Source organism: Paenibacillus cisolokensis (assembly GCF_018403665.1).
Lineage (GTDB): Bacteria > Bacillota > Bacilli > Paenibacillales > Paenibacillaceae > Paenibacillus_AH > Paenibacillus_AH cisolokensis.
This window is the reverse complement of record NZ_BOVJ01000004.1, coordinates 1-15,632: the sequence shown is the minus strand read 5'-3', so window position 1 is coordinate 15,632 and position 15,632 is coordinate 1. Positions and strand designations below refer to the sequence as shown.

At 54.6% G+C, this 15,632-nt stretch carries 13 protein-coding genes and 3 pseudogenes; all 16 read right to left on the bottom strand.

Translation table 11 applies throughout. The features are described 5' to 3' along the window. Position 1: 1 nt before the first annotated feature. Positions 2-1,087 carry an LLM class flavin-dependent oxidoreductase gene (locus tag PACILC2_RS00480; RefSeq protein ID WP_244863117.1) on the bottom strand — a complete coding sequence of 362 codons (1,086 nt, stop codon included), beginning with the start codon at positions 1,085-1,087 and terminating at the stop codon, positions 2-4. 24 nt (positions 1,088-1,111) lie between these two features. Further along, positions 1,112-2,589, bottom strand: a pseudogene (locus tag PACILC2_RS00475) (4-hydroxyphenylacetate 3-hydroxylase family protein). Beyond that, the gene (locus PACILC2_RS00470) at positions 2,543-4,051 is read right to left on the bottom strand and encodes a 4-hydroxyphenylacetate 3-hydroxylase family protein (protein WP_244863116.1); all 1,509 of its coding nucleotides are present in this window, start codon (positions 4,049-4,051) and stop codon (positions 2,543-2,545) included. Before PACILC2_RS00470 ends, PACILC2_RS00475 begins: the two are co-directional and overlap by 47 nt. A gap of 35 nt (positions 4,052-4,086) precedes the next feature. Next, positions 4,087-5,154, bottom strand: a complete 1,068-nt coding sequence (locus tag PACILC2_RS00465) for an LLM class flavin-dependent oxidoreductase (protein ID WP_213526759.1) — start codon at positions 5,152-5,154, stop codon at positions 4,087-4,089. Between the two features lie 246 nt (positions 5,155-5,400). After that, entirely contained in the window at positions 5,401-5,616 is a 216-nt protein-coding gene (locus PACILC2_RS29825) for a hypothetical protein (protein WP_504739373.1), read from the bottom strand. A 126-nt stretch (positions 5,617-5,742) separates the two neighbouring features. After that, a pseudogene (locus PACILC2_RS00460) lies at positions 5,743-6,723 on the bottom strand (phosphohexomutase domain-containing protein); the annotation flags it as partial. A gap of 78 nt (positions 6,724-6,801) precedes the next feature. Beyond that, positions 6,802-7,878, bottom strand: coding sequence for a glycosyl transferase (locus PACILC2_RS00455; RefSeq protein WP_213526757.1), 1,077 nt, complete (start codon positions 7,876-7,878; stop codon positions 6,802-6,804). Then, entirely contained in the window at positions 7,862-9,013 is a 1,152-nt protein-coding gene (locus PACILC2_RS00450; RefSeq protein WP_062492858.1) for a glycosyltransferase, read from the bottom strand. Before PACILC2_RS00450 ends, PACILC2_RS00455 begins: the two co-directional genes overlap by 17 nt. Further along, positions 9,010-10,050, bottom strand: a complete 1,041-nt coding sequence (locus PACILC2_RS00445; protein WP_062492857.1) for a nucleotidyltransferase family protein — start codon at positions 10,048-10,050, stop codon at positions 9,010-9,012. Before PACILC2_RS00445 ends, PACILC2_RS00450 begins: the two co-directional genes overlap by 4 nt. A 590-nt stretch (positions 10,051-10,640) precedes the next feature. Continuing rightward, positions 10,641-10,796, bottom strand: a pseudogene (locus tag PACILC2_RS26035) (VOC family protein); the annotation flags it as partial. 165 nt (positions 10,797-10,961) lie between these two features. After that, positions 10,962-11,150 (bottom strand): hypothetical protein, encoded by a 189-nt coding sequence (locus PACILC2_RS00440; protein ID WP_213526754.1) that lies wholly within the window; start codon positions 11,148-11,150, stop codon positions 10,962-10,964. 106 nt (positions 11,151-11,256) lie between these two features. Continuing rightward, a complete protein-coding gene (locus tag PACILC2_RS00435) occupies positions 11,257-12,687 on the bottom strand; it encodes an extracellular solute-binding protein (RefSeq protein WP_213526752.1) in 1,431 nt (476 codons plus the stop codon). A 129-nt stretch (positions 12,688-12,816) separates the two neighbouring features. Continuing rightward, a complete protein-coding gene (locus PACILC2_RS00430) occupies positions 12,817-13,014 on the bottom strand; it encodes a hypothetical protein (RefSeq protein ID WP_213526750.1) in 198 nt (65 codons plus the stop codon). 20 nt (positions 13,015-13,034) lie between these two features. Continuing rightward, complete coding sequence (locus PACILC2_RS00425; protein WP_213526748.1) at positions 13,035-13,700, bottom strand: carbohydrate ABC transporter permease; 666 nt, start codon at positions 13,698-13,700, stop codon at positions 13,035-13,037. A gap of 24 nt (positions 13,701-13,724) precedes the next feature. Continuing rightward, positions 13,725-14,270 carry an ABC transporter permease subunit gene (locus PACILC2_RS00420; protein ID WP_213526746.1) on the bottom strand — a complete coding sequence of 182 codons (546 nt, stop codon included), beginning with the start codon at positions 14,268-14,270 and terminating at the stop codon, positions 13,725-13,727. Then, positions 14,216-14,683, bottom strand: a complete 468-nt coding sequence (locus tag PACILC2_RS00415; protein WP_213526744.1) for an ABC transporter permease family protein — start codon at positions 14,681-14,683, stop codon at positions 14,216-14,218. The genes PACILC2_RS00420 and PACILC2_RS00415 overlap by 55 nt, the downstream gene beginning before the upstream one ends. Positions 14,684-15,632: the final 949 nt, after the last annotated feature.

Genomic DNA, 15,632 nt, shown 5'->3' with positions numbered 1-15,632 from the left:
TTTACCAACGATGGCCCTCGGCATTGGAAAGCGAGGCCGTCCTTGCTTCATGCATCTTCGGCATGACATATTCGTGAAATTCGACCAGCTCCTTCAGCGGAAACCGGAACGTAAGCAGCAGCATCTGCACGCCCGCGCTGCGCAGCTCCGCGATTTTATCGGCCACCTGGCTGTAGGAACCGATCAGCCCCGTGCGGAATCCTTCGTTGTTCGCGACAAAATCGCTGACGGTTGCGGCACGGGTCCACATGCCTTTGGCTCCTTTCGCCCTTTCCTGGAATTGACGGATCGCGGAATGATCGGCACGCTCCAATATATACTGATATTCCTCGCGGGCTTCCTGTTCGGATTCTCTTGCGATCACAAACGCGTTCACCGCAAACCGAACCGTTCGGCCGTGCTGGGCCGCCATTTCGCTCACCTCGCGAATCTGCTCTATGATTTCAGACGTCGGCGCGCCGTTGATGAAATACCAGTCCGACAGTCTGGCGGCCATGTTCCGCGCTTCCTGGGAGTTCCCCCCCTGAAAAATGGCCGGATACGGCCGCTGGTAAGGAAAAGGCCGGATTCTGCCTTCCTTGATCTTGTAATAATGGCCGTCGAAGGTGAACGTTTCGTGCTGCCAAAGTCCTTTCAAAACTTCGATATACTCTTCGGAACGCCGATAGCGCTCGTCGTGGCCGATCCAGGGGACGCCGAACATCTCCTGCTCCTCCTGGAACCAGCCGGTCACCAGATTGACATGCCAACGGCCCGAGCTGATATGATCGATCGTCGCGCCCATCTTCGCCAACGTTACCGGCGGCAAAAAGCCCGGCAGGACGGCGCTGATGAGGCGAATCCGGCGGGTCGCGGCCGCGATCGCCGCCGCCGTCGCCAGCGGATCGAGTTGGCCGCTCCCCGAATTCCCTCCGCCGATCGCTCCGATATAGCGGACGGGATACAAAATCGCCTCGTAGCCGAGATAGTCGGCAAGCTGAGCGAGCCGCAAATTGTAAGCGAAGCTTGCGTCTTTATCCTGCTCGACCGCGGAACGAACAAAACCGCCCGCAATATTCGAACCCCAGATGGCGAACTGCATGCTCATCGATGCTCACCTTTCCTTTACGCTCTATTCCTTTGCCGCCGGTACGCGATCGTTCGCGGCGTTGCCGATCAGCTTCCACACCGGGTCCGTCAGCTTTGCCTTGTCGTATCCCAGATACTGCGCCGCGTAAGTTCTCACCGGATCGCCCGAGTAAAAGATTTCATACAGCTCGTGGCGGGAGCCTAACGGGCTCGCGATCAAATCCCAGGCCAACTTGAACAGCCTGACGCGCTCCGATGCGGGAATGTCGGCACCGCGATAATATTTTGCACAAGCGGTCCGATCGGTCCGTCCAGCTCGGCGACCGTGGCCGGAGTCTGCATCAGTCCCCCTGCGGCGAGGTGACGCAAAATGCCGGTCGCCCGCGGATAATAACGGCTCCCCAAGTTCCGGGCCGTCGTCAACGGATCGATGGCCGGCAGCCATACTCCGGTCTCCCCGTCCGGTTCCGCCAGCTCCTCGGATACGGCAAGAAGAGCCTTGATCGTCTCCACCTGCACAAGCAGTTCGCCCAGCTTTTCCTGAACATGCAGATGATGGGTGACGCCGATAGCCGTCGATATTTCATTCGCGACCGCGGCGACAAATTTCAGCTTGCTGATCAACCGAACGACCGTCTGATGCTGGCTTAACGCGACGGCGGCTGGGTCCTGGCGGAGTTGCCAGATGGCGTCCGGGTCGTCGTGGATGAAGACGCGTTCCCACGGAACGAACGCATCGTCGAAAATAATGACCGCGTCCATCTCGTCGTACTTGGCGCTAAGCGGATAATCTTCGTGCCGATCCGAGGCGAACGATTCCCGGCAGACGACATGAAGCCCCGGAGTGCCGACCGGAACGGCAAACATCGTGGAATACGCCAAGTCCGCGGACGACCTTCGATGAAAAGGAAATACGAAAATCTCGTCCACATAGGGGGCCGCGGTCGCAATCATTTTGGCACCTCTCACCCAAATCCCTTCGCGGTTCTGCTTGACGACCCGCAGATACGCATCCGGATCGCCGGCTTCGGAAGGCCCCTTGGAACGGTCGATTTGCGGATCATGAAGCGCCGTCGTGGACAGCCAGTCTCCGTCCCGGCTTTGTTCGTAGTAACGGGCTATTTTATCCGCGAACCCTTTTCGGGCGTCGCCCCCCAAACGATGGCGGCTCGCATACCAGCCGGTCAGCAGCGATCTCGAGTATTCGGACAACCGGCTCATCATGCCGAAGGTGGCGTCCGACCAGATTCGAAAAGCCGTATGCCGGCGCAGGATGTCCTCCTTGCCGAACGGCGCCAGAAAGGCGGCATTGACCGGCTTGCCGCTGCCGGGGCTGACGAATGTCAAATCGTCCCGGGTGTCCGGTTTTTCCTGCAGATCCAGAAGGGACGAGACGGTGTCCACGGTTCCTTTGAAGGCGGGATGACCGGGAACATCCGCAATGCGCTCGCCCGCAAGCCATACCGTTCTGGCGTCATTGAGGCGTGTACGATAATGCTGGCCCGGCGTTGTCGGATTCATGGAGACCCTCCTCTCTTGCAGCGTGCGTTTGTCTGAAATTCCGCATTAGCCCGGTCAGTTCGCTTTTATCCGCATACAGGTATTGATTGGCGTACGTACGGACCGGATCGCCGGCATAAAAACGCTCGTACAGCTCATGCCGGGAGCCCAGCGGGCTGCCGACCAAATCCCACGCCAATTTGAACAGCCGCACTTTATGTTCCGCGTCGATCTGCTTGCCGGCGTAGCATGTTTTCATCAGGTTCGCGAGCGGTCCATCCAGCTCGCCCAATGTCGACGGCACCTGCATAAACCCGCCTGCTCCGATCTGCTGCAAAATTTCAATGGCTCGCGGATAATAGCGGGTTCCCAAATTTCTCGCCGTTTCAATCGGGCTCAGCGCAGGCAGCACGGTTCCGGCATCGTTGCGGCGGGCTTGAATTTCGGAGGCGAGCAAAAGCGCTTTTATGCTTTCCACCTGGGTGACGAGTTCGCCGAGTTTCTCCTGAACGTGCAGGAAGCCGGATGCCCCGATCGAGTCGGCAACCGCAAACGAAACGCCGGCGACAAATTCCAGCTTCGCGAGCAGCCGCACGACGGTTTGATGAAAAGCGAGGGCGTTCGCGGTCTCGTTCATGCGAAGCTCCCAAATGCCTTGAGCGCTTCCCTTCAACAAAACGCGCTCCCAAGGGACCAGCACATCGTCGAATAACAGCACCGCATCCATTTCTTCGTATTTCGCGCTTAACGGGTGGTTGTCGTCTTGAAGGGACGCAAAAGATTCCCTGCAAATGATGTGCAAGCCGGGCAGGTTGGCGGGAACGATCAGGAGATGGGCGTATTGTTGTTCGTTTTCTTTCAGCCGGTAATAAGGGAAGATCAGAAAATCATGGCAGTAAGGGCCGGCCGTCGCGACCATTTTCGCTCCTCTGACGACCACCCCGTCCTCCGTTTCTTTGACGATGCGCAGCACGGCGTCCGGGTGCTGCTGCTCGCTCGGACTTTTGGAACGGTCGATTTGCGGGTCTAGCAACGCGGTCGTAAGGAATAAATCCTTGTCTCTCGCCTCTTCGTAATAGCGTGTAATCTTCTCGTCGAAATGCGGATCGAACGAAGCGAATTCGTGCCGTGACGCATACCAGCCTGTAACCAGGGAACGGGCATAATCGGACAGGCGGCTCATCACGCCGTACGTTTCATTCGCCCAATAGGCGAAGGCGACTCTCCTTTTCTGCAAATCCGCCTTGCTGGCAGGCACGAGAAAGGAGCTGTGGGCATAGGCGTTTGTCGCCGGATTCCAAAACCCGACTTGCTCCCGGACGTCCTTGTTGTCCAACGTATCGAAAAGATGCTTTAACGTTCGCAATGTGCCCCGAAATGCCGGATGGCCCGTCACATCGTCCAGCCGCTTTCCGTCCAGCCAGATACTCCGTCCATCCTTCAGGCTTTGAATAAATCGTTCTCCGCGTGTCAGCGTCATCATTCTCCTCCCTGAACTTTCTAATTGTTTCGTACCCGCTATGCTTGCCGCTGCAGGGAATCGTTCTTTTCGAATAAAGGAAGCAGTAATTGTCCCGTTCGTTCGGCTTCCTCCAAATGGGGAAACCCGGAAAGTATAAAATGCGTCACGCCAATATCGATATATTCCTGCAGACCTTCTCTGACCTGCTCGGGATTTCCGACGACGGCCGTGCCCGCTCCTTTGCGAACCCGTCCGATGCCGGCCCATTTGTATTTGTCAAACCGGTAATCGCCTTGCAGCAACCGGTTCATTCTCGACTGGGCCACGGAATCGGCTTCCCGGTAATACTGTTTCATCCGCTGCTCGACCGCCGGGTCGATATCCGAGACGAGCCTGTCGGCGGCTTCCCAGGCTTCCTTCTCGGTTTCGCGGACAATAACGTGAATGCGTATGCCGAATTCGAGCGTTCTTCCGTACTTGCCCGCCCTTGCCCGCACATCTTCGATTTGCCGGCGCACCTCTTCGACAGGTTCTCCCCACTGCAAATACACGTCGCCGTGCCGCGCGGCAACTTCTTTGCCGGCATCCGACGAACCGCCGAAAAACACCGGGATTTTCGGTTGTTTATTGCGCGGGATCAGAACGGCATCCTTCACAGCATAAAATGGACCTTCGTAATCGACCTGCTTTTCTTCCCACAGCTTCCTCAGCACGTTCATAAAATCGCTTGTGCGGCTGTACCTTTCATCGTGGGACAGAAAATCCCCGTCTTGCCCGAGTTCGTACGGCGATCCGCCGGTTACGATATTGATGTCGATTCTTCCGCCGCTGAACTGATCCAGCGTCGCCGCCATTTTGGCGGACAAAGCCGGCGCGATGAAACCGGGACGAATGGCAATGAGCGGGCGGATTTTGGACGTATGGTGAACGACAGCGGAGCCGACCATCCAGGAATCCAGAAAAGGGGTTCCGACAGGGACTAAAATCCCGTCAAACCCCACTCGTTCTGCCGTTTTGGCCACTGCAACGATGTAGTCCGGATCGGGTTCCCTTTCGGGCTTGGTCAGACCGATTCGTTCGCCGTCGCCGTTCGTCGGCGTAAACCAGGAAAAACGCACCTTCATCAAATTCTCCTCCCGAAAATGAAAAAAGCTCGTCATTGCAACATGCCGCAGCATCATTGCAACTAGAGCCTTCAGTGGTCTGATGGGCTTTTTCAGTTCAAAAAGGGGCCTTGAAACTCTCGTCGAACAAGAGAACAAGGCCTCCAACTTGTCAGGTAGGCATTCCCATATGATTACTATGCATTTAACCAAAATTTAACACATGCCTGCCATAGTGTCAATGCGATTTTCAGAACCGGTCACCGGTCACCACATGATCGGCAATTGAGGGGAAGCTGCGCGCAGCGCTTTTTCCATCTCGGCTTTAATCCGCTTCAGCCCGTCCTGCGATTCCGCTTCCGCCCGCAGCACCAGGATCGGCTGTGTGTTGGAGCTGCGGACAAGTCCCCAGCCGTCGGGGAACAGCACCCGGACACCGTCCACTTCAACCGTCTCGTAACTTCCGCGGAAATGCTGCTTCACCTTGTTCAAAATGCCGGTTTTTTCATCTTCCCGGCACGGAACCCTCGTCTCGGGCGTCGCGCAATAGCGGGGCACGTCCGCAAAGCATTCCGAAAGACGCTTGTCCGTATGGCTCACGATTCTCAGCAGCCGCCCGGCGGCATACAGCCCGTCATCGAATCCGAAATATTCGTCGCGGAAGAACAAATGGCCCGACATTTCGCCGGTAAACGGCGTATTCAGCCTGCGCATCGAGGCCTTGATATGCGAATGCCCGGTTCGATGAAACACCGGCTTGCCACCCAGCTTCTCGATTTCTTCGATAAGCGCCTTCGAGCATTTGACTTCCACGAGCGCCTCGCAGCCCGGATATTTGGGAAGAATTTCCCGCCAGAACAGGATCATAAGCTGGTCGCCCCATAAAATATTACCCTGCTCGTCGACCACGCCGAGCCGGTCGCCGTCTCCGTCGAACGCGATGCCGAGATCGGCCTGCTCGGCTTTCACCCGCTCGATCAGATCGGTCAAATTTTCGGATCGACCGGATCCGGATGATGGTTCGGAAAGTCCGGATTCGATTGGCAGTACAGCTCCACCACTTCGCAGCCCCAATTTCTCAACGCCTTCGGAGCGAACGGCGATGGCGTGCCGTTCCCGCAGTCGACTACGACTTTCAACTTGCGCGGTCCGAGCACGATTTTTTCTTTCAGCATAGACAAATAGGGCGTTTCGATGTCTTGCCGCTGCAGCAAATCCATATTCCAATCGAACGTTGACGGCAGATTGTCTTCTTCCGCCAGCCTGCACATCGCTTTTCGCAAGTCCTGGATCGCTTCTCCGTAGATCGTCGAATAATTCATTGCGATCTTGAACCCGTTCTCGTCTCCGGGATTGTGGCTGGCCGTAATCATGACGCCGCTCGGGCGCTTCAAATATTCCAGCGCATAATAGAACATGGGTGTCGTCACTTCGCCGATATCGATGACCTGGCAGCCGGATTGCTGCAGTCCGCTAATGAGCGCCCGGTGAAAGTCAGGCGAGGATTTGCGGTTGTCCCGTCCGACCACCACCGTATTCGCGCCGTCCGCTCCGGCCTTTTCCCCGAACGCTCTGCCGAGCAGATAACAGAAAGGAAGATCGATTTGCTCATAGGCTTTGCCGCGAATATCGTACTCCCGAAACACGTCTCCCGGAATTCGAGTCGTATTACGTTGTGCAAGCTGCATAATGATCCACCTCTCTCTTCTGATTGATCTGTTTCAGATAAAGCGCCTCTGTGATCAGGTAAGAGATGACCGCTTCCGCACCCTGGTTCAGGTTCGGGCCCGTATCCGTCAATCCGTCGTAACAGCTTCCTTCGGCCGCGTTAACCATGGAAACGCCCGCATCGTTCTCCCCATAGAACCAGTCCCGGCATTTCGCCGCAATTTCCGCATAACGGGTCGTCCCCGTTATCTGGAATGCTTTCGCAGCGGCCAGACACAGCTTCATGACGTCAATCGGCTGCTGGTCCCACAGCGCTCTGCTTTCGCGGCCGCACCACCCTTTGTTGCCGACGGGGCGAATTTGCCCTTTTTCATTCGTCGACAACCGGATTAGAAAATCGAGGCTTTCGGTCGCCACGTTCAAAATCCGGTTATCCCGGACGACTTCATACGCATTCAGCAGCCCCCATGGCAGGATCGCGTTGCTGTACGAGACGACCGGCTCGAACCAGTTCCAGCCGGCAGCGGCCTGCGAACGGTAAGCATCGACCAGCCTTTGCGTCAGCATTTCCAGCTCGTTCATCAAATGATGCGGATAGCGGTGAGCGATCAACAGGCTTAAAGCCGACATCGCATAAGCCTGCCCGCGCAGGAAGCGCATCGCGGACACTTGCGTCAGCGCCTTTTCCAGCACCGTCTCCGCCGCCACGCGGCGCTCCGGCTCCCGCAAGCGCACCAGCGCAAGCGCGGCTGCCCACAAGCAGCGCCCCAGGCAGTCGTCCGACGGCGCTTCCTTCTCCTGCGTGCGGTCGTACGCGATATTGTTGTGAAAATGCCCGTTATCCTTTTGCACCCATAGCAGAAAAGCCAAGTAAGTATCGATCAGATCGTTCAGCTTCCCGGCTTCCTCTTCTCCGGCCAAATCAAGCCATTCCAGACAAGCCCAAAGCGCTCTGGCCTGATCGTCCGTGCTGTACCCTTCCTTGCGGCGGGGAATCCGGCCGAGAGCATGCTCCACGATTCCCGTATCGTCCGTGAGACGGAGAATATGTTTGAAACGATTAACGGACGTTTGCAACTTCTCTCACCCCGGCAAACAACGCCGCATGTTGTCTGCCGATTTCCGGCCAGTGCATCGTTTGGCCGATGCGCCCCATATTGCGGGCACATGCTTCCAGCCGCTCGCGATTTTTCAGAAGCGAAACGATTTTCTCCGTCCACTTAGCCGCGTCCCCGGCGTCGACCAACAGTTCCGGGTAGTCGCGCAACAAATCGGTAGCGTACGAATACGGGGTAGACAATACCGGCCTTCCCAGTCCTACGGCATAAGCCAGCGTTCCGCTAGTAATTTGTTGCAAGCCCGGGTAAGGCGTCACGTAAATGTCGCAAGCCATAATGTGCTTGACCAGATCGGACTCTTCCATGTACCGGTCGATCATGACGACATGCGCGTCCATGCCGTTGCTGCGGATCAGCTCCCGCAGTTCGTCCCGGTAACGCTCGCCTTCCCGCTTTTTCACCTCCGGATGCGTTTGTCCGACAATCGCATACAGCACATCCGGAACTTGCTTGGCGATGTCGGGAAGGATGTTCAAAATCAGCTCCAGTCCTTTGCCGCGGCTCAACAGGCCGAAGGTCATCAAGACGCTGCGGCCGTTCCAGTTCAATTGCTGCCGGAACGCTTCTCTTCGATCGGGATCCGGCTCGGGCGTGCCGTGCGGGATAAAGCATATCTTCTCGACGGGAACGCCGAACGATTCATGCAAGTACTCGATCGCCTTGCGATTCATCACGATAATTTTCGCGCTCTTCTCGGCTATTTCTTGCTGAATGTCGCGATAGGGCGGAAGAGGCCGCTCAAATACCGTATGGAACGTCGTCACAAGCGGCTTTTCCAAATGCCGTATGAATTGCAGTATATGGGCTCCCGCTTCGCCGCCGAATATCCCGAATTCATGCTGAAGGGATACGACGTCGATATCGGAATGATTGATTCTTCTGGCCATTTTCACGTAATCGTCCGCTTCGTCGCGGCGCAGCGGCCACAGAATCGGGTCTTCGACAGGCTCCTGCCGGTTGCCGGTAAGCACGACGACCGGGTCTTTGCCTTTCCAGTCCTTCGCGCCGTTCACCGCCTGTCTTAAATGAAACGTATAGGTCGCAAGACCGCACTTTTGCGGTACGTAAGTGCTGACATAAGCGATCCGGGTCATGCCTGCAACACCCCGATCCGGCTCATCACCGCTTCGTGCAAAATATGCTTCGAACCGATCTCGAGATCGTATCCGAAAATGCAATTGTTCATCACGACACCGTTATGGGCCAGGCAGCGGTCCCACATAATCGTCTCCGCGCAGCGCACATGCTTTCCGATTACGCAATCGTTGCCGATCACGCTAAACGGTCCGATAATGGAGCGTTCTCCGATTTTTACATTGTCCCCGATCAGAACCGGAGGAATCAGCAGTACGCCGGAATGAATATCGCAGTTTTTGCCGATCCAGATTCCTTTTCCGTTTTGCCGGCCCGGAAGCGGCAGCCGGTATGCCCGATTTAACAAGTCCCAGTGGATACGGCGGTACCGCTCTTTCGTCCCCATATCCATCCAGTAACCGGAAATGACGGTCCCGTAGACTCCTTCCCCCTTTTCAATCAGTAAAGGAAATGTTTCCCGCTCGATCGATACCTCCTGTTGTTCCGGAATATAGCGCAGCATCTCTTTGTCCATTACATATATTCCGGCATTGATCCGATTGGAAGGCGCTTCTTCCAGGCGAGGTTTTTCCACAAAACGGAGGATGCGTCCTTCTCCGTCCTGCTCGACAACGCCGTAATGCGTCGGGTCGTCCACCTCGGTTAATCCGATCGTCACGCCTCCCCCGTGTCGTTTATGGAATGCGAGCAACGGCTCGATCTCGATTTCATGAACGATATCCGCATTGATGACGATAAACCGGTCGTCCAGATAAGGCTCGGCGTTTTTGATGGCACCGGCAGTGCCGAGCAGCGTTTGTTCCACGGCATACTGAATGTTTACGCCCCATTTCTCGCCCGTGCCGAAATAGTTCTCAATCACTTCGGGGTAATGCTTTACCGCGATAACAAAGTGCCGAATCCCCTGTTTTTTCAGATGAACGATCAGATGTTCCAGCCAAGGGCGGTTAGCCACCAAAGCCATCGGCTTGGGCAAATTTTCCGTCAAAGGTCTTAACCGTGTTCCCAGTCCTCCAGCAAGCAGCAGTGCATTCATATTTCGAACCACCCTCCTAAAAATAAAAAAAGAAGCATTGTTTAAAGCCAGGGATCCTCACGCCTTTCGGCCAACAAAACTCCGTAATACGCGGTCCCCTAAAAGCAACTACGTATTGCGCATTTTGTTTGTGGACAAGCTTGATCTTGCTCGACTTGCCCAGTAAAAATCATTGGTTTTAAAAAATCTTCTTTTGTTTCGATTATGAAGTTTTTAGGAGTTTTCTGCGGGATGCGGCCATATCAGGCTTTGGGAGGAATTTTGAGCGGGCGCTTTCGCCAAACCGCTGCAGATCGTAAGAGGCGGCGAATTGCATTTCTGCTTAACCGTTTCATGTTCTCCCTCCTTTCGACTATGTTATTATCACTCGGTAATATTGAGTGCTAACAAAATTTTATTCCGAATAATTGGGCGGCTCAAGTCCTGTTCATGGTAAATAGCGCCGAAATTGGATGGAAATACGGGAAAAATTTCAGAATCTTTATGAATTTCTTTTTATATCTCGATTGCACGCCCGCTCCAGCATGATCCCGAATGCGCGAAGCGCAAAGCCCGCACCGTCATTTCGGCGGAACGGGCTTTAAGCTGCGTTATTGCTCGATCGCCTGGGGATCCATATCGAAAAATTCCCACAGATGGCCGTCAACGTCCTGGAAGCTCCGGGTGTACATAAATCCGTGATCGGCAGGGTCGCTGTAAGCCTTCCCTCCGGCCGCAAGCGCCCTGTCGACAAGCTCGCCGACCTTCTAGCCGCATCCAAAAATTTGATTCGCCGTAACCGCCACCCCGATCACCTCACCATCGTATTGGCTGGCATCTGCGTTTCGGATTCGCATCGATAATCGCCGGATAATTTCAGTCTATCGGAATAGTAAAGCGCCGGTTTTTTCTCGATTGCGCATTTGGCCGGATCAAAATTTGTCAAGATTGTCTTTGTTCTTCTCCCAGCTGTCCCGAATCCGCTCGTTAATGATGTCCTCGATCGCTTTATACCCCAAGGCGATATTTTTGTCCTGGAACTCTTTCAATATTTTATCGAATTCCGCTTCGGATTTCGCAAGATACAATTTGGGCAAATACTCTTGCACGGAGTCGTTCATTTTTGGAACGTCATCGCTTCCGGACTGTTCGGTTCAAACTGGTCCGGACCGCCCAGCCACCAATCCACCTTCGTCATGCCGACCTTGGGCAGGTCGTTATAGTTGGTCACATGGAGCGCTTCAAAAATTTCACGATCGATTTCATCGTAGCTGCCTTCCAGATAATATTTGTTCTCATGGAGGTTAAAGGCGTCTCCTTTGGAATCGAATCCGTCGAAGTACCCTCCAAGCAGCGGACGCCATTTTCCGATCCCGGTTTTTCCTGCCAATTCGGATCGGACTTGGCCAGTTCGATCAGCTCGGGCTTTGGTTTGCGGAAGCCTTCCTCGTCATAATCCCAATGCACGCCCTCAAGCCCCATGCCGGTCAATACGTTGCCTTCCTCCGTCCACAACCAGGACAGACGCTTGATGATTTCCTCCGGATTTTTGGCATTGTCGGTAATAAACAAATGGAATCCGGCGCCGTTCGGAAAATATTGCCCTGTAATCGGCTGTCCGTCATAGCCGTCCAGCTTCAGCCACGGATAAGGGATGATGCGCTCTTCCGGCTTGCCTGCGGCGATGCGCGACCGGTTCGCCACGCCGTCCATCCAGTCTCCGCCGTAATAGTTGACATATATTCGGCCGTCGTTCAGCTTCTGCATATATTGCTCATGGTTTTGAATGGCGCCTTCCGGATCGGCATACCCTTCGCGAACGGCACGGTTCAAAAATTTCGCGATCTGAATAAATTCCTTCGAAAACGGTACCCACGTATAGCGCGCATTGTCATTGAAATCGTAAGGGCCGAACCAGCCGCTCACTCCGCCCAGCCTGAACATCGCATGATAGGCCCAGAACCCCCAATCGCCGAACCAGGCGGAGAACGCGTACGCTTTGCGTCCGTCGACCGTCGGGTTGGCGTCCTGCGCTTTCTTCGCAAACTCGTACAGGTCTGTCAGCGTTTCCAGTTTCGGATAACCTTGCTGCTTCCACAAGTCATACCGGATTCCGATCATCGGCTCGATTAACGGATTTTCCTTGCTGTATCCGAATCCGCCGGGAACCGACCACATGCCGGGTTTCTCATATCTGGAATACCCGCTGGCAAGCGCGTCATGCCGCTCTTTCAGATGCGGCGCGTACTTGGCCATATAATCGTCCAGTTGGACGATGTAGCCGCTGTTTACGTAAGCGGCCATCTCGTCGCCTTCCTTGAGCGCTATAGCGTCGGGATAATCTTTGCTCGCCAGCATCAGGTTCAGCTTCTGGTTTGCATCGCCGGCCGTATACAGAACTTCGACGTCAACGCCCAGCTTCTCCCGAATATATTTGTGGATCGGATCTTCCTCGGGCATTTGCCCCGGATCGGCTCCGCCCCAGAAGACGGTAAGCTTGATCGGATCGGTGTTCGCATTTCCGTCGCTGTCGCTGCCCGGCGCATTGCTACTGTTCGCGTTGTCCTCGCCCGTACTCTCTTTGCTGCAGCCAACGACCGAGAATACAAGAGCAAAGACAAGCGAGATGACAGCGATCGATTTGACTTGTCGGTTCATAGCTGTGTTGACTCCCCCCTGCAAATAGATTGGTCATGTCTGTCACACCTTCATTATGAGTCACGCCATTGCCTGTCACCATCCGGCGAAGTAAAGGAATTGTACGGCCAAATTGCAGAAACCGGACCGTCAGCCTTTAATGGAACCGAGCATAATGCCTTGGGTGAAATGCTTCTGGAAGAACGGGTAGATCAAAATAATCGGCGTCGTGACGAGAATCGTAATCGCCGCCCTGAGCGACTCGGGCGTCATCTTCTGCCGCTGAATGGCGTCCAGATTGAGATTCGCCGCCGACATCGAAACGTTCGCCGTTTTCAGCAAGTTCACCAATATGAGCTGCAGCGTCGTCAATTCCGGCGAGTTCGAGGTGAAGAAGAAATTGTCCTGCCAGCTGTTCCAGTGGCCGACGGCGTTAAAAATGGAAATCGTCGCGATAATCGGCATCGACAGGGGCAGCGCAATGCGAAAAAAATGTAGATATCGTTGGCCCCGTCCATGGATGCCGACTCGATCAGGCCGTCGGGCAAGTTCTCGAAGTACGCTTTCATAAGCAGCATATTGAATACGCCGATTAAACCCGGAATAATGTAAACCGCGTACGTCTCCAGCAGGCCGACCCAGCGAAGCGTCATATAGTAGGGAATCAGACCGCCGCCGACAAACATCGTGATCAGAAAATATTTCGAGAAGAAGCTTCGCCCGATCAATTCCTTGCGGCTTAACGCATACGCCAGCACCGCCGTGCACAATACGGAAGAAAAGGTGCCCAGCACCGTTCTCGAAACGGAAATCCAGGCCGCCGAGAGCAGATTCTGCGTAGCAAATATCGTCTCATAAGGCGCGAGCGAAAATTGGCGCGGCCACAGCCATATACCGCCTCTCGACGCGTCGACCGGATCGTTGAACGAATAAATGAGCAAATAATAGAGCGGATAAACCATCACGATCGACAATAAAACACAACAGGAAACGGAAATATAGGTGAACGAACGGTCAGCCCACGATTCTTTCATACCTGCAGCCTCCTCTCCGGCTTGCTACCATAATGAATATCCGTTCGTCCTGCGCAATACGGTGTTGACGATCCAGAGGATGGTCAGACTGACCGCCGTCTTGAACAACCCGACAGCGGTTGCGAATGAAAACTGTCCCATGCTCAGGCCGTAACGGACGACATACGTATCGATAACGTCCGAATATTCCCACGTCGCCGGACTGCCCATCAGGTAATACTGCTCGAATCCCGTGTTCAGAAGAGATCCGGCCGACAAAATGAGAATAATGCTGATCGTCGGCATCATGCCCGGAATTGTGACGTAGCGAATGCGCTGCCAGCGGCTGGCGCCGTCGACATACGCGGCGTCGTACAGGCTCGGATCGACGGAGGCGATCGCAGCCAGAAACACGATGGACGACCAGCCCAGTTCTTTCCACAAGTTGGCCAGCGTAAGGATCGGCCATATTAGCTTCGGTTCTCCCAGAAAGAAATAAGGATTGTCGTACAGACCGAGTCGGATCAGCCACGTATTCAGCCAGCCTTCCAGCGACAGAAACTGAAAAAGATCGTGGCCACAATGGCCCATGATACAAAATGGGGAAAATAGGAGATCGTTTGCACGACCCGTTTGAACATTCTAAGCCGCAGCTCGAACAACACGATCGCAAACAAGATCGCCAGCGGCGTGATCGTAGCCATGGCGAGCAGGCTCAGCACGATCGAATTTCGCAAAATGGTAAAGAAGTCTCCGGAATAAACGATGAAATACTCGAAGTGCTTCCATCCGACCCACGGATTATCAAAAAACGCTCTCCCCGGCCTGTAGTCCATAAAGGCCATCAACAATCCCCACAAAGGCATATAGGAAAACACGAAGGTCAAGGCGACGCAAGGAAGCAGAAGAAGCATCAGATATCTCTGACGCTTCAGCTTGATCCATAACGATTTCCGAGCTTTATGCGCAGCCCCCGCTCCGTTCGTTTCCGCTGCCGTAGACATTCCACTTCCTCCTTTCCCGATGTATTGTCGATTCGACTCCTCACTATTTTACAGGCAAGACAGCGGTTTCAACTTCCTGAAGAGTATAGGTAATTACCCTGTAAAATTTAGACGGTGCCGTTGCGGGCGCTCTGTAATAATGCGGACACTCTGTAATAATGCGGACGTTCCGTAATAATGCGGGCAATAATGCAAAAACGCTCCGTAATAATGCGGACGCTCTGCAATAATGCAGACGTTCCGTAATAATGCGGGCAATAATGCAAACGTTCCGTAATAATGCGGACGCTCTGTAATAAAACGTGGCTGTCTCACATGTTCATGGCTCATTTGTCAGCTTGGCGGGCGAGGGGGTATTCGATAAGTTACCCCCGGCTCAAAACCAATCCTGCAAAAGTGCAGTTTTTTCCGCTATTAACAGCCCGAACGCTCAAATTCCTGCGACTATACAATATTTTTGACCTCCAAGCGTCGTGTAAGACGGAAACGATCAAAAAATCCTGTACTTTCGCAGTAATTTGAGCCAAAGACATCCGTCAGGGGCGAAAATCCTGCACTTTTGCAGTATTCACCGCTCTTCAGCTGTTACCGGCGCCCCTGCCCCGTCGGAATAGGGTCGATCGGCTATCGCCGGTGACATCGGCCCGCTGGGCATAGCCATCTTCGGCTATCGCCGGCGACATCGCGGCCCGCTGACATAGCCATCCTCGGCTAACGCCGGCGACATCGGCCCGCTGGGCATAGCCATCTTCGGCTATCGCCGGTGACATCGCGGCCGCTGGCATAGCCATCCTCGGCTAACGCCGGCGACATCGGCCCGCTGGGCATAGCCATCTTCGGCTATCGCCGGCGACATCGGCCCGCTGGAGCGGTCCGACAGCAACATAATCGCGACGGCTACTCTTCTGCCTCAATGTCCGGTGGCGGACGAGACCGCTATAAGACAAAA

Bases quoted from the DNA above. Each gene is read 5' to 3' on its own strand.
- PACILC2_RS00480 (WP_244863117.1), bottom strand. From the start codon at position 1,087: ATGAGCATGCAGTTCGCCATCTGGGGTTCGAATATTGCGGGCGGTTTT.
- PACILC2_RS00470 (WP_244863116.1), bottom strand. From the start codon at position 4,051: ATGATGACGCTGACACGCGGAGAACGATTTATTCAAAGCCTGAAGGAT.
- PACILC2_RS00465 (WP_213526759.1), bottom strand. From the start codon at position 5,154: ATGAAGGTGCGTTTTTCCTGGTTTACGCCGACGAACGGCGACGGCGAA.
- PACILC2_RS00450 (WP_062492858.1), bottom strand. From the start codon at position 9,013: ATGACCCGGATCGCTTATGTCAGCACTTACGTACCGCAAAAGTGCGGT.
- PACILC2_RS00445 (WP_062492857.1), bottom strand. From the start codon at position 10,050: ATGAATGCACTGCTGCTTGCTGGAGGACTGGGAACACGGTTAAGACCT.
- PACILC2_RS00440 (WP_213526754.1), bottom strand. From the start codon at position 11,150: ATGAACGACTCCGTGCAAGAGTATTTGCCCAAATTGTATCTTGCGAAA.
- PACILC2_RS00435 (WP_213526752.1), bottom strand. From the start codon at position 12,687: ATGAACCGACAAGTCAAATCGATCGCTGTCATCTCGCTTGTCTTTGCT.
- PACILC2_RS00425 (WP_213526748.1), bottom strand. From the start codon at position 13,700: ATGAAAGAATCGTGGGCTGACCGTTCGTTCACCTATATTTCCGTTTCC.
- PACILC2_RS00420 (WP_213526746.1), bottom strand. From the start codon at position 14,270: ATGGGCCATTGTGGCCACGATCTTTTTCAGTTTCTGTCGCTGGAAGGC.
- PACILC2_RS00415 (WP_213526744.1), bottom strand. From the start codon at position 14,683: ATGTCTACGGCAGCGGAAACGAACGGAGCGGGGGCTGCGCATAAAGCT.